The organism is Sphingomonas azotifigens NBRC 15497 (assembly GCF_002091475.1).
GTDB lineage: Bacteria > Pseudomonadota > Alphaproteobacteria > Sphingomonadales > Sphingomonadaceae > Sphingomonas > Sphingomonas azotifigens.
Genome location: NZ_BCTR01000020.1, coordinates 1 through 13,386 on the forward strand (window position 1 = coordinate 1; position 13,386 = coordinate 13,386).

General features: G+C 67.7%; 14 protein-coding genes and 1 pseudogene. 6 read left to right on the forward strand and 9 right to left on the reverse strand.

The genetic code is table 11. The features are described 5' to 3' along the window. From SAZ01S_RS24410 to SAZ01S_RS08875, 5 genes and pseudogenes are all read right to left on the reverse strand, one after another. Nucleotides 1–109 (reverse strand): annotated as a pseudogene (locus tag SAZ01S_RS24410) (flagellin); the annotation flags it as partial. Nucleotides 110–347: 238 nt separating this feature from the next. After that, a complete protein-coding gene (flgH, locus tag SAZ01S_RS08860; protein WP_084581915.1) occupies nt 348–1,097 on the reverse strand; it encodes a flagellar basal body L-ring protein FlgH in 750 nt (249 codons plus the stop codon). Nucleotides 1,098–1,108: 11 nt separating this feature from the next. Then, the gene (flgA, locus tag SAZ01S_RS08865; protein ID WP_084581916.1) at nt 1,109–1,537 is read right to left on the reverse strand and encodes a flagellar basal body P-ring formation chaperone FlgA; all 429 of its coding nucleotides are present in this window, start codon (nt 1,535–1,537) and stop codon (nt 1,109–1,111) included. Then, nucleotides 1,537–2,319: a flagellar basal-body rod protein FlgG gene (gene flgG, locus SAZ01S_RS08870; protein ID WP_084581917.1), complete on the reverse strand. Its 783-nt coding sequence runs from the start codon at nt 2,317–2,319 to the stop codon at nt 1,537–1,539. Before flgG ends, flgA begins: the two co-directional genes overlap by 1 nt. 22 nt (nt 2,320–2,341) lie before the next feature. Further along, a complete protein-coding gene (locus SAZ01S_RS08875; RefSeq protein WP_084581918.1) occupies nt 2,342–3,082 on the reverse strand; it encodes a flagellar hook-basal body complex protein in 741 nt (246 codons plus the stop codon). A 117-nt stretch (nt 3,083–3,199) separates the two neighbouring features. Between SAZ01S_RS08875 and SAZ01S_RS08880 the strand changes: the two genes are divergently transcribed. Genes SAZ01S_RS08880 through SAZ01S_RS08895 form a run of 4 tightly spaced genes read left to right on the forward strand, consistent with a single transcriptional unit; the run spans nt 3,200 to nt 5,728 of the window. Next, nucleotides 3,200–3,742, forward strand: a complete 543-nt coding sequence (locus SAZ01S_RS08880; RefSeq protein WP_084581919.1) for a flagellar basal body-associated FliL family protein — start codon at nt 3,200–3,202, stop codon at nt 3,740–3,742. After that, complete coding sequence (gene fliM / locus SAZ01S_RS08885; RefSeq protein WP_084581920.1) at nt 3,739–4,758, forward strand: flagellar motor switch protein FliM; 1,020 nt, start codon at nt 3,739–3,741, stop codon at nt 4,756–4,758. The genes SAZ01S_RS08880 and fliM overlap by 4 nt, the downstream gene beginning before the upstream one ends. After that, the gene (locus SAZ01S_RS08890) at nt 4,755–5,162 is read left to right on the forward strand and encodes a DUF6468 domain-containing protein (RefSeq protein WP_084581921.1); all 408 of its coding nucleotides are present in this window, start codon (nt 4,755–4,757) and stop codon (nt 5,160–5,162) included. The genes fliM and SAZ01S_RS08890 overlap by 4 nt, the downstream gene beginning before the upstream one ends. Then, the gene (locus SAZ01S_RS08895) at nt 5,162–5,728 is read left to right on the forward strand and encodes a MotE family protein (protein ID WP_084581922.1); all 567 of its coding nucleotides are present in this window, start codon (nt 5,162–5,164) and stop codon (nt 5,726–5,728) included. Before SAZ01S_RS08890 ends, SAZ01S_RS08895 begins: the two co-directional genes overlap by 1 nt. A 66-nt stretch (nt 5,729–5,794) precedes the next feature. Here SAZ01S_RS08895 and SAZ01S_RS08900 read toward each other — a convergent pair whose 3' ends face one another. Then, entirely contained in the window at nt 5,795–6,211 is a 417-nt protein-coding gene (locus SAZ01S_RS08900; RefSeq protein WP_084581923.1) for a hypothetical protein, read from the reverse strand. Between the two features lie 88 nt (nt 6,212–6,299). On the opposite strand from SAZ01S_RS08900, the gene SAZ01S_RS08905 reads away from it, so the two are divergent. Both SAZ01S_RS08905 and SAZ01S_RS08910 read left to right on the forward strand, forming a co-directional pair. Further along, nucleotides 6,300–6,518 carry a hypothetical protein gene (locus tag SAZ01S_RS08905; RefSeq protein WP_245824731.1) on the forward strand — a complete coding sequence of 73 codons (219 nt, stop codon included), beginning with the start codon at nt 6,300–6,302 and terminating at the stop codon, nt 6,516–6,518. Next, nucleotides 6,518–8,332 (forward strand): hypothetical protein, encoded by a 1,815-nt coding sequence (locus SAZ01S_RS08910; protein ID WP_084581925.1) that lies wholly within the window; start codon nt 6,518–6,520, stop codon nt 8,330–8,332. The genes SAZ01S_RS08905 and SAZ01S_RS08910 overlap by 1 nt, the downstream gene beginning before the upstream one ends. Here SAZ01S_RS08910 and SAZ01S_RS08915 read toward each other — a convergent pair. From SAZ01S_RS08915 to SAZ01S_RS23995, 3 genes are all read right to left on the reverse strand, one after another. After that, nucleotides 8,322–10,490 carry a TonB-dependent receptor gene (locus tag SAZ01S_RS08915; protein WP_084581926.1) on the reverse strand — a complete coding sequence of 723 codons (2,169 nt, stop codon included), beginning with the start codon at nt 10,488–10,490 and terminating at the stop codon, nt 8,322–8,324. The two genes, SAZ01S_RS08910 and SAZ01S_RS08915, sit on opposite strands and share 11 nt — an antisense overlap. Before the next feature lie 182 nt (nt 10,491–10,672). Beyond that, nucleotides 10,673–12,418, reverse strand: coding sequence for a ShlB/FhaC/HecB family hemolysin secretion/activation protein (locus SAZ01S_RS08920; RefSeq protein ID WP_167693118.1), 1,746 nt, complete (start codon nt 12,416–12,418; stop codon nt 10,673–10,675). A 16-nt stretch (nt 12,419–12,434) separates the two neighbouring features. Continuing rightward, nucleotides 12,435–13,386: MBG domain-containing protein (locus SAZ01S_RS23995; protein ID WP_174596101.1), on the reverse strand; the 952-nt coding region annotated here is incomplete at its 5' end.

Below are 13,386 nucleotides of genomic sequence, written 5' to 3' on the forward strand. Positions count from 1 at the left end.
ACATGCCGGTGTTGATACGGCTCTGCGTGGTCGCCAGGTCCTTCTGGGTTGCACTCAGGCTCTGGAGAGCCGCCATTGCGCCGACGTTGGTGTTAACCGAAAAAGACATGAGATATTCCTTCTTGGAAACAGAGTCGCTTCTGCGACCCGGGCCGGAACCGCCGACCCTCGGCCGGGCGCTTGGTGCGCCCTGCACTTCCATTGTGGGAAGAAAATCGCAGGTACCAAAATTTCCCTGAAAATTTTGATGGTTAGCGGATGATTAAGATAAAAATCCGGTAAATGCGAAAAGGGCCCGCCGTGACGAACGGCGAGCCCCTTCTTCGGCTATCTTGCTGTTTTGGCGATCAGAACGGGAAGAGTGCGTCGTAGATCTGCTGCCCCCAGCGCGCTTGCTGCGCATCGGTCAGCTGCCCCTTGCCGCCATAGATCACGCGTGCTTCGGCGATCTGGCTGTGCTGGATCGAGTTGTCGCGGGCAATATCCTCGGGGCGGATGATGCCGGTGACGATCAGCTCGCGCATCTCGAAATTCACCCGCACTTCCTGGCGGCCGCGGATCATCAGATTGCCGTTGGGCAGCACCTGGGTGACGATGGCGGCCATCGTCATGTTGATCGTCTCGGACCGGTTGGTGGTGCCGCCGCCGGTATATTTCGAGCCCGAGCTGGTATCGACGAGCTTGGACGGATCGCTGTTGGTCAGCTTCTTGATCGGCGTCTGCAGGCCGAGCAGGCTCGCCACGCCCGCGGTCTCGGAGCCGCCGCGCGTGCGCGAGGTGTTGTTGCCGATATCGGCCTTGTCGGCGATCGCGATCTTGATCGTCAGGATGTCACCCACCCGCCCCGCGCGCTGGTCGCGGAAGAAGGCGCCCGCGCCGGTGCGGAACAGCGACGCGGTCGGCGCCGTGGCGGGCTGGGCCGGCCGCGTACGGTTCGAACGATCGAGCGGCGAGGCGAGCGACGGCTCGACATCGGGCGAATCCACCGGTTCCATCGTGGTGAGCTTGGGCGCCTTGCCCACCGCCTTCAGCCGGCCGACTGCACCGCAGCCCGAGAGCGTGGCGGTCAGCGCCACCGCGAGAATGATCCTACGCATGTACTTGTCCCTCAGGGAGTGGAGATCCGCACCGTGCCGGTGCCGTCGACGATGCCGTCGAGCGTGCGGTTGGTGGCGGTGACGACGATCCGCACCGGATCGCCCTGGGCACCACCGCCCAGCGCACGACCGGCGGCGGTGATCACCAGCGCGCCGGAGACGATCCGCGCCGTCACCGGTTCGCCGCGCTTCACCAGCTGCGGCTTCATCACGTCGCCACGGCGGAGCAGCGTGCCGGGAGACAGGGCACGCGAGGCGTCCATCCCCACGGCCTCTTCGGGGCGGAGCGCGCCGCGCGCGCTCGCCTCGGGGCGCGCCTCGATCGAGAGGTCCGCCATTTCGATCCGTTCGCCGCGCGCCACCGACTGCTGGACCACCGCCACCGGCACGTCCTGGGCAGGCACCGCCACGCGCAGCAACAGGGCCAGCAGCGCGGCCATCAGCGCAGCTGGCTGGTCGTCGCCAGCATTTCGTCGGCGGTCTTCACCACGCGGCTGTTCATCTCATAGGCGCGCTGCGCGGTGATCAGCGACGTGATTTCGGACACCGGATTAACGTTCGAGGCTTCGATGAAGCTCTGGGTCAGCGTGCCGATGCCCGTATCGCCCGGCGAGCCGACGGTCGGCTGGCCCGACGCGGCGGTTTCGACGAACATGTTGCCGCCCTTCGCTTCGAGGCCGCTTTCGTTCATGAAGGTGGCGAGCTGAATCTGGCCGAGCTGCTGCGGCTGGGTGTTGCCGGCGACGGTCACTTCGACCAGGCCGGTCTTCGACACGCTGAACTCGAGCGCGCCCTGCGGCAGGGTGATGCCCGGCTGCACCGGATAGCCGTCCTGCGTCACCAGTTCGCCCTGATCCGAGATCTGGAACGAGCCGTCGCGGGTATAGGCGGTGGTGCCGTCCGGCATCGTTATCTGAAAATAGCCCTTGCCCTGGATCGCCATGTCATAGGGATTGCCGGTCTGCGTCAGCGCGCCCTGCTCGTTGATGCGATAGACGCCGCCGGTCTTCACGCCCGAGCCGATCTGGATGCCGGCCGGTACCTTGGTGTCGCCGCCGGTCGAGGCGCCGGGGCGCGAGACCTGCTGGTAGAGCAGGTCCTGGAACTCGGCGCGCTGCTTCTTGTACGCGGTCGTGTTCATGTTGGCGATGTTGTTCGAGATCACGTCGACATTGGTCTGCTGGGCCAGCATGCCGGTCGCGGCGATGGAAAGCGTACGCATGAGGGGAATTCCTTCGTGAAAATCAGCCGACGCGGCCGAGCTTGTCGATCGCGTTCTTGCGCAGGTCCGACATCGAGTTGGAAAGGCTCTGGCTGGTCTGGTAAGCGCGCAGGATCTGGATCATGTCGGTGGTCTCGACGATCGCGTTGACGTTCGATCCCTCGACGCCGCCGCTCACCAGCTTGGTGTCGCTCGCCGGCAGCTCGCGCCCGCCGGTGGCGGTGAACATGCCGTTGCCGCGCGGATCGACCACCGCCTCGTCGTTGAACACCGTCACCGCGATGCGACCGAGCGGGCCGTTCTCGCCCATCACCGTGCCATCGGGATGGACGTTTACCTTGCCGGCTTCCTCGGGCGGAATCTTGATCGGCTTGCCGCCCTCGCCCAGGATCACCTGGCCGCCGGCAGTGGCGAGTTCGCCGCTCTCGAGCACCTTCACATAGCCCGCGCGCGTATAGGCGGTGGTGCCGTCGCCGGCCTGCACCGCCAGATAGCCGGGGCCGTCGATCATCACGTCGAGCGGGTTGCCGGTCGGTTGGAACGCGCCGTTCGAGGAATCGTGCACGGCACCATAGTCGAGCACGAACGACGTTTTCTCGGCGGGCTTCACCGCGCTGTCCGTGTTTTCCACATATTCGCGGAACACCGGCTGCTCGCGCTTGAATCCTACCGTATTCATGTTGGCGAGGTTGTTCGCCACCACGTCCATCCGGCGCCGAAGCGCCTGCTCCTGGCTGAGGAGCACATAGGAAGAGATGTCCACCGGACCGTCCTTCGAAAAATGGTCACTAGGCAGAAATTGCCGGGTGACGCTTCTATAATAGAGGGAAATCGGACGTGCGGACGCCGCGGCCGATAATTCGGAAGGTCCAGGGTTATTATGTCGGCCGAGATCGTCGAGGATAAGAGCGCGCAGGCAGCCCCAGCGCCCAACAAGAAGAAGAAGCTGATCATCATCGGCGCCGCCACCGCCGCGGCGCTGGCGCTGGGTGGCGGCGGTGCTGCCTTCTTCATGGGCGGCAAGAGTGCGACCAAAGCCGAGGCGGCGCATGGCGAGGAAGCCGCCGCCGGCGAAGGCGAGGCCAAGGGAGGCGAAGGCGGCAAGGAGGGCGAAGGCAAGGGCAAGCTCGTCGACGTGCCCACCGTCTCGGTCAACCTGCGCTCGCCCGACGGGGCCGCACGCTTTCTCAAGCTGCACCTGATGCTGGTGCCGGGTCCCAAGACGACGGACGCGGCGCTCAAGGAAAAGCTGCCGATGGTGCTCGATGCCTATCAGCCGTTCCTGCGCGAGCTGCGGCCCGAGGATCTGGGCGGATCGGCCGCCGTCTTCCGGCTGAAGGAAGAGCTGATGGTGCGCGCCACCCGCGTGCTCGGCCCCGGCATGGTCAAGGAAGTGCTCATTCAGGACCTGATCCAGCAATGATCGATCTCGACGATTTCGACCTCCCCGATCCGCCCGCAGCCCCGATTGGCGGCGACGACATCCGCTTCGACCAGGCGGATATCGACGCGCTGTTCGGGGGCAGCGAACCGGTTCTGAAGAAGAAGGGCCTGCGCGCCGTTCTCGAATCGAAGGTCATCAGCCACGAACGGCTGCCGATGCTGGAAGTGGTGTGCGACCGTGTCGTGCGCAGCTTCGCCAGCTCGATGCGCAACATGACCTCGGACGCGATCGACGTCAGCCTGGAGGAAGTGACCTCGGCCCGGTTCGGCGAGTTCATGAACCGCGTGCTGCTCCCCGCCATGGTGGGCGTGTTCAAGGTCACCGAATGGGAAAGCTATGGCCTGATCACCGTGGAATCGGGCCTGATCTATTCGGTGGTCGACGCGCTGCTCGGCGGCCGCGGCAGCAACACGCCGACGGTGATCGACGGCCGCGCGTTCACGCCGATCGAAACCTCGCTGGTCTCGCGCGTGCTGGAGACTGCGCTGCGCGACTTCGCCGACGCCTTCGAGCCGATCGAGCCGGTGACGATGAAGCTGGAGCGCATCGAAACCAACCCGCGCTTCGCCGCGATCGCCGCCACCTCGAACATCTGCGCCATCGCCACCTTCCGGGTGGACATGGACGGCCGCGGCGGCTGCTTCACCATGGTGTTTCCCTACGCCACGCTGGAGCCGGTACGCCACAAGCTGCTCCAGCGCTTCATGGGCGAGAAGAGCGGCCGCGACAGCATTTGGGAGGCGCATATGGCCTCCGAGGTCCGCAAGACCAACGTGACCGTCAACGTGTTGCTCGGCGAGAAGTCGCTGCCGCTCTCCGATCTCGAGGAGTTGCAGGTCGGCCAGACCATCGCCTTCGACAAGAGCCCCGACGACGCGCTCGACATGGCATGCGGCGAGATCAAGCTCGCCCAGGCCCAGATCGGCCAGCGCAGCGGCCGCGTCGCCGTTCGCTTGGTCAACGACGTTTCCCGCACGAGGAAGAAAGTATCATGAGTATCGCGCTTTTCGCCAATGTGCTGACGATCATCCTGTGCGTCGCGGTGCTCGTCCAGAGCATGCGGATGATGCGCAGCCTGCGCGCCGTGAAGGACGGCGCCCTCACCGATGTGGTGAAGGCGCTGGACCATGCCACCGTGCAGGCGCGCGCCGTGCTTTCGGACATGAAGCAAACGCTGGGCACCGATTGCGCGCGCCACGCACGGCTGGTCGAGCAGGCACGTGACCTGCGCGACGAACTGTCGGACATGATCGGCATCGCCGATTCCGCCTGCGAGCGGATCGTCTCGGCCGTCAGCCTGGCCAACGCCCTGCGCGTCGCCAGCGAGGAAGCCGCCGCGGAGGAAGCCGAAGCCGAAGCTTCGGTCGACGAGACGCCCGCCACGCGCGAGGCGGCGTAATGGGCCGCCCTTCCCTGCTGTTGCTGATGGCGGCGGCGTCGGCGATCGCCGCTGTCGCCAACGCCGCGAGCATCGCCACCGGCGATCAGGACGGCAGCAACAAGACGCGCCTCGGCAATTCGATCGAGCGGGACCTGAGCGCGCGCGACCAGGATGCCGCCAAGCGCCAGCGCGCGCTCGATCTGCGCGAACAGGCGGCCAAGGCGGCCGAACAACGGCTCGCCGCCAGCGTCGAGGCGCAGCAAAAGGATGCCGCCGCGGTGCCGGGCGCGCCGGGCGCCCCCTCGCCCGCCGAAGCCCAGTTCGACGAACTCGCTCGCATCTACCAGGCGATGAAGCCTGCCAAGGCGGCGGCGGTGTTCGAGCAGCTGGACATGGAAGTGCAGATGAAGGTGGCGCAGCGCATGCGGCCCGCCTCTACCGCCGCGATCCTCGCCGCAATGTCGCCCAAGGGTGCCGCGTCGCTGAGCATGGCGCTGGCCCGCAAGAGTGCCGCCAAGCCTGCGGCAGCGGCGCCCGCCGGTCCCGCCGTGGCGGGCCCGGTCTCCGGCCGCAAGCCGGGCTGACACGCAAAAAGAAGGCGCTCCTCCCGCAGCCGGGAGGGGCGCCCGATCTTTACCGCAAAAATTCGATCAGTTCTGGGAAGCGCCCACTTCGACGATCAGCACCCGGTTCAGGTCCGGCGCTACCGTCTTGAGGCTGTCGGTCAGCGTCTTGTCGAGATCGGCGACGTTTACCGCGCGCAGCGCCGAGGCATCGAGTCGCGCGAATTCCACGCCGCCGGCAATCGCTGCCATGCGCAGGTTCGGCATCGCCGCGGTCAGCTTCTCGGCCGTCGCCGCGTCATGCGCCTCGAGCACCAGCTTGAAGTTGAGGGTGCCGGCGACGCGGTCCGAGTCGACGATCGGCACGGCGATCGGCTCCATCTTCACCAGATGCACGCCTTCGCCTTCGCCGCCACCGCCCGAAGCAAGGGCGCGCCCCGCCGGGAGCGGCGAAACCGCCACTGCCACCAGTCCGAGCATCGCCAGCGTCTGCTTGCCGCGCACCAAATTTCTCCTGTTTCCGTGTGTTTCGGGCCGCCGCTGCGGCCGCGCACCTCCTATAAATAAGGGGTAATCACTTAACGGAATCCAAATGAGCCACGATCAACGCCCCACGCGGATGCGCGTCGTCGCCGATGCGGCCGCCAGCCGCGGCAATGCCGTCGACACCACGGTCGCGCAGAACGCGGCCCCGGGCACGCCGGAAGCGGCCGCCTCGGCTGGGCTGCCGATCGTCCCGGCACTGATCTTCATCATCGCGTGCGTTTTGGGGGCGGCTGCCGTGACCTATTTCGTGGCGGGGATGCATTGATGCGTCGTCTGTTGATCCTGTCGCTGCTCGCCAGCACCGCGGCCGCGCCGCCCAGCGAACCGGCGCATGCGCCCGCCGCCCCTGCTGCGGCGCCGGCGGAACATGTCGCCGAGACGGCGTCCCCGATCCCGGCCGCGCGCGTGCCGTTGCCTCCGTTCGCCGCGGTGCTCGCGCAGATGCCGACGATTACCGACAGCCGCGCCTGGCCCGAGCTGACCGACGAAGATGCCTGGGAAGGGATCATCCACGCCACGCCGGACACCCGCCAGCTCGCCCGCTGGCGCTATGCCGGGTCGCTGATCCGCCGCGGCATGGGGGCGGAAGCGCTCGGCGTGCTCGAGACGATGGAATCGGACGACGAGGATCTCGCACTGGTCGCGCCGTTCCAGCTCGCCACCGGCGCCGCGCTGGTGATGATCGGCCACTATCGCGATGCGGTGGAAGCGCTGTCGCTCCCCGAGTTGGAAGGCAATGCGGAGGCCTGTGCGTGGCGGGTGCGGGCACTGGCAGGCACCGGCGATGCCGCCGCCGCCGCGCGCCAGATCAACTGCGCGGTGCCCGCGATCAACGGCCGCACGCCACAGGAGCGCAAGCCCTTCACGCTCGCCGCCGCGCGTGGTGCGATCGCCATCGGCCAGGGCAAGGCGGCGATCGCCTGGCTCAAGCTGTTCGGCGATCAGGATGCCCAGGCCAATGTACTGCGCGGCAAGGCGCTGCTCGCCTCGGGCGATCCAGGAGAAGGGCTGTTCCGCCTTTCCCGCGCCGAACTCAGCGGCACGCCCGAGGTCCAGGCCGAAGCCAAGCTCGCGCATATCGAGGGTGATCTGCGACTGCATCGCATCAGCCCCGGCGAGGGCATCAAGCAGCTGGAGGCTCTGCGCTATGGCTGGCGCGGCGGCCCGACCGAACAGGGCGCGCTGAAGCTCGAATACCAGCTGGCGCTGGCCGAGAACATGCACCGCGCGGCGCTGCGCAGCGCCGCCACGTTGTTCCGCTATTATCGGCCGGAAGGCGATTCCGGCCCGATGCTGAAGCAGATCCAGGCCTGGCTCACCGAGATGCTGGCGCCCGACAGTGGCACGCCGCTACCCGAGGCGGCCGGGCTCTACTGGGACTATAAGGAACTTGCGCCGGCGGGTACCGAAGGCGACGCGCTTGCCGTACGCCTTGCCGAGCGGCTGGAAGCGGCGGGTCTCTATCCGCGTGCCGCCGAGCTGCTGCAGTACCAGCTGTTGCAGCGCCGACAGGACGTCGCGCAGGGCCCGCTTTCGGTGAAGGTGGCGACGCTGTTCATCCTCTCCGGCGATCCGATCAAGGCGCTCGACACCATCCACGCCACCGAACAGGCAAGCTATTCGGACGCGATGCGCTTCGATCGCAAGCGGATCGAGGCCATCGCCCTGTACAAGCTGGGTCGCGAGGCCGCGGCGATGGCGGCGCTCGATGGCGTGCCCGGCGGCGCGGGCGTGCGCAGCGAAATCCACTGGCGCACCCGCAACTGGGGCTCCTTCATCACCGAGAACGAAGCCACCCTGCCCGCTCCAGGCGCGCTGTCCCCGCCGGGACAGGCGATCGTACTCCGCCAGGCAGTGGCGCTGGCGATGCTGAACCAGGAAGCCAAGCTGCAGGCGCTGCGCGCCCGCTATGGCGCGGCGTTCAAGACGCTGCCCAGCGCCCAGGCGTTCGACCTGCTCACCCAGCCGGCCAAGCAGATCGATCCCGCCAAGATCAGCGCGGCGATGACGGCGATCCCCGAGGCAAGCCCGACGGGCACGATCGGCGACCTGCTCGACGCGACGACGACTACAGGCTGAACCGCAGCGTCGCGCGCAGGTCGCGGCCTGCGAGCGGCGCATAGTCCTTCAGATAGCTGCTCGCCCGCCGCGCATCGACGTCGAACAGGTTGTTGGCGGAAAGCGTTAGGGTGGTGCCCGGCATCGTCGGGAAGGGCTTCAGGCTCAGCGTGGCATTGACCATCGTATAAGGCGCAGTGCGCGTCTCGAACGCGGCGATGCGGTTCTGCACGAAGACGTGCTCGGCCTCGAGCCGGGCGGTGAGCCGGTCCGACTGCGCTTCGATCCCGCCCAGCACGCGCGGTGCCGGGATGCGCGGGGCAGGCCCCTCGTCGACAATGTTGGCATGGACATAGTCGCCCAGCGCATCGAGGTTGACGGTATAGTCGCCCAGCTGCGCGAGCCGCACCGATCCTTCCGCCTCGAACCCGTAATAGCGCGCATCGCGCTGGGTGAACTGGAAACAGGGAAGGTCGACAGTGCGGCCGCTCGGCGCCGCGGCCGCCGCGCAGATCGCCTGCTGGGTCTGGTTGTCACTGATATAGTTGGAGAACCAGTTGTAATAGGCCGAGGCATCGAAGCTGTAGCCATCGCCATGCGCGTGCAGCGTCGCTTCCAGCCCCCAGCTCTTTTCCAGCCGGAACCCGGGATCGCCCAGCTCATAGGCCTCGGTGCCGGCATGGGCGCCGTTGGCGAAAAGCTCCTCGGCCGAGGGTGCGCGCTCGGTGTGCGACAGGTTCAGGCCGATGCGGACGTCGCGGCTGACGCCGTAGGACGCGCCGATCGAGCCTGACAGCGCCTCGAAGCTCCGCTTGCCGCTGAAGAAGCGTTGGTCGCCCAGCAGCGGATTGGCCGAAAGATCGGTGAACTCGTAGCGCAGGCCCGCCTCCGCCTTCAGCGCGCCCATGTCGAGCTGCTGGAGCGTGAACAATCCGACCTGCTGGGTCTTGTTCTTGGGCAGGAACGCCTCGTCGCCCTGCACGTCGAAGTCGCGGGCGAAATACTGCACGCCGCTCGCGCCCTTCCAGGCGCCATGATCGGCCTGGACCAGCTCGAGCCGGCCCTCCAGACCCTTGTTGTAGAAGGCCGTGCCGATGCCGCCATCGGGTTCCAGCTCGAAATGGCGATAGGCGGCATAGCCGGCGCGCAGCCGCACCTTCTGCAGGAAGCCGCCGCCGGTATCGGCCTCGGCGCGCAGATCGAGCCGGTTCTGGACGACGCTGAGCCGCGGCGCCTCCTGCTCCTGGCCGGGTTGCGTGGCAAAGCGGATCGGCACGCCGTAGAGGCTGTCATAATGGCTATAGGCGATGCCGAGCGTGCCGGTATCGGTGATGATCGCCGCGCCGGCGCCGGCAGTCCAGGTCTTGGCGGCGGTGTTGGGCAGGCGGTTCTTCACCGCGGCATTGGCGGCGAAGTCGATCGGATCGGCGTCGCTGGGATCAGCGGGCAATGCCGCGCTCACCAGCGCCTCGCGGCGCTTCGCAGGAGTCAGCGCATGGCCGCCGATCTTGAGGTCGTCGGACTTGGAATAGGAGCCGTCAGCGTGCAGCACGAGGTGGCTGCCGACCGCCACGTCGCCCGCCCCGCCGACCGAACGCTCGTTCGCCGCCGAGCCATAGGTGGCGATGCTGCTCAGGCGGTAGCCCTTCTGCGGCACGCTGCGCGGAATGCGGCTGTCGATCACATTGACCACGCCGCCCATCGCCGAGGATCCGAACAGCAAGGCGGAGGGGCCGCGCAGCACTTCCACGCGCTCGGCGAGCAGCGGATCGATGATCACCGCATGGTCGGCCGAGGTGTTCGACACGTCGATCGAGCCGATCCCGTCGGTAAGGATGCGTACCCGCTCGCCCTGGAAACCGCGCAGGATCGGGCGCGAGGCGCTGGGGCCGAACGAGCTGGCGGAAACGCCCGGCTGGCGCGCCAGCGTCTCGCCGATCGTCGGCCGCAGGTTGCGGGTCAGTTCCTCGCCGGTGACCACCGAGGTGCCCGAAAGCACGTCGGTCTCGCTCTGCCGGTAGGGCGCGGACACGATGATGTTCGCGCCCTGCTGCACCTGCGACGCGTCGTTCTTCGCCTGATCGCCCTCCTTCTCGGCAGCGACCGGCTGCGGATCGGCGAACGCCGCCACGGGGAGCAAGGCAAGAGAAACGGAGGCAAGCAGCACGCGACGCGACATGGACCATCTTTCCAAATGATTATCGCGACCCACGTATCTGGGATGTTATATAGTATCAAGCGTGAAATATCGCGCTGCACCATCAGCAATAGAATGTCACAAAGGTGAGACCCATGCAAAAAAGGGACGCGCACGGCCTGGCCGTGCGCGCCCCTCCTGTCGAGCAGGATCTGCGAGGTGCGTCAGAAGCGCGCGGTCACCCGCACATTGCCGCGCAGGTCGCCCGCCTTGGTATCCCCCTGATCCCGCAGCGCGAAGGCGCCGTCCGCGGAGAGCGACAGGTGATTGCCCAGCGACAGGTCGAGCCCGGCACCGGCGGCGCCGATCAGCTTGGAGGTCTTGCCGCCTGCCTGGCCGGCATAGCCGCCCTCGACGAACAGCGACGGCGTCCACTGCACGGCGGTCGCGCCCTTGCCGATCGGCGTGCCGGCGAAGCGCACCTCGTTGCGGAGGATCGCCGAGCGGTCAAAGGCACCGTCGTCCAGCGTGTAGGCGCGCACCTGGCCGCGACCACCCAGGCCGCGCTGCTCGGTCTGGGGCAGCGCGGTACCGGCGAACTGCCAGTCGAACGCCTGCACCAGCGAGATCCGGCCGAACGCCGTCCGGCGATAGACCGAGCCCGTGGCATAGAGATACTGCGCGTTGCCAAAGGCACCCTGCGAAGCCACCCGGAACCCGCGATCGCTGTTCTTGTCGTTCAGGCCGCCGGGGCTGGCGTGCAGCATCAGGTCCACCGCGGTCTCGCCGCGCGCGTCATAGCCGTGCCAGCCATAGCCGAGTTCGACCTGCCCGACATCATAGGCGTTGCGGAGTACGTCGGCGGCGCCAAAGGTCAGCCGCGAGCGCTGCTGCTTCCAGTCGATACCCAGACTGATCTCGCCCGGCAGCGATGCCGCGATGTTCGACAGCGCGGTGCGCGCGGTGAGACTCCATTCGCGCGTATGCTGCCGCGAGGCAAAGGCCTGAATCGGCTGCGACGAGCGGATGTCGCCGAAGTTCAGCTCCACCGCGGTCCGCGACGCGATCGGCAGCGAGACGCGCGCGGCGTGGCTGAGATAGCGGCGCGATCCGGCCGGCCCGTCGCCCAGGTCGAACCAGCGCTGGCCGGAGGTGGTGAGCTGATAGCTGCCCCAGACGTCCGTGCCGGGCAGCCCCGCCAGCGCGTTGATGAAATAGCGCCCCTGGCCGGTGCGCGGCGAACCCGAATTGGCATAGCCGTCGCCCATGCTGATCGGCGTAACGTCCTTCACGCGGTAGGTCACGTCGCTGTCGCCCGCTGCCTTGCCGGGGGCGAAGACCGCCTCGACGCGGCGGAACGGATAGCGATTCAGCCATTCGAGATCTTCGGCAAGGCCGTTGAAATCGATCGCTTCCCCGGCCTTCTGGCGTACGCTGCGGGTGATGCGGCGCGCCTCGGCTTCGCTCGTCCCCTCGACGCGCGCCTCGCCGAGCCGGAACTCGGCGACCCGCAGCACCAGCCGGCCTTCGCTCAGATCCTGCTCGGGCGCAGTGATGTGAACGAACGGATAGCCGGCGTTACGCCAGGCGCGGGCGATGTCCGCCTTGATCGCCGCGATCAGCTTCAGCGACAGCGGCTGGTTGAGATAGCCGCGCAGCGTCTGCTGCAGCTTGGGCATCGCGCGATCCAGCTGTAGCGTCACCTCGCCGGGGGCAGCGGGGGCGATCGACGCCCCCTCGCCCACCACGATGCTGGCCAGGTTCATGCCCAGCGGCGTGGCATCGGCCGCGCTATCCGGCGCGATGTCCGGCTTGGCCAGCGGCGCCGGCGGCTGCGGTGCCGGCGCGGGGTTGCGCTCGATCACCTGGGCCTGGGCGATACCCGGCATCAGCGCGAACAGGCTGCCGGCGAAGGCCGCGCCGCTCAGGGCGCGAAGGGCGGTGGCCCGCCGAAGGCAGGTCGTCTTCATGTTGGTCTCCATGGGTTCAGTTCGCGCGGAAGGTGCTGACGATGTAGCAACCACGCGGGCAGAGCGTCGGATCGACGACGAGCTTGGGGATGGACGGCGACTGTGCAGCCGCGGCGACGTCGGATACGCGGACGACGGTATCGATCGAGGACGCCGGGCTATTGCTCACCACCGGCAGCGGGACGAACGCGCTAAGGATGGTCAGCGCCTTGGCATTGCCCGCCGCCTGCACGTCGGTCACCGTGTAGTTGGCCGACCCGGTCAGGCCCGATCCCACGATGCCGTACAGACCCGGGGCGGATCCCGAAGCGGCGGTGCTGGCCCAGGCCGCCGTGCCGGAGAGCGCGTCGCCATTGACGAGCCCGGTCACTGCGGTCGTTCCGGTAAAGGCCGGATCGGGGGCGCCGAAGATCCGCGTGCCCGGGTTGGCCGTGTAGGTCACCGTCACCGCCCGCGGCGTGATCGCCAGGGCCGCAGCGTTACCCGCTGCCTGCACGTTGGTGATCGCGTAATTGGCCGAGGCGCCGATGCCGCTGCCGATCACCGCATGGTTGCCGACATTGGCGCGAACACCGGCGTCGCTGGTCCAGCCGGCGGTGCCGGTAAGCGCATCGCCGTTGACCAGGCCGTTGGTCGAGACCGTACCGGTAAAGGCCGGGTTCGCGTCACCATAGGTGCGGCTGGCGGTGCCGGCCGTGTAGGTGACGGTGAGCGCGCGCGGGTTGATCGTCAGCGCCGTGGCGTTGCTGTCCGCCTGCACGCTGGTGAGCGTGTAGTTCGGCGAAGCACCGACGCCGCTGCCGGTCACGCCGTAGCTGCCGACATTGCTGCGGCCCCCCGCATCGCTGGCCCAGCCGGCGGTGCCAGTGAGTGCGTCACCGTTGACCAGACCATCCGCCGACACCGTGCCGGTGAGCGCCGGGTTGGCGTCGCCGTACGCACGGCTGGCGGTACCGGCCGTGTAGGTG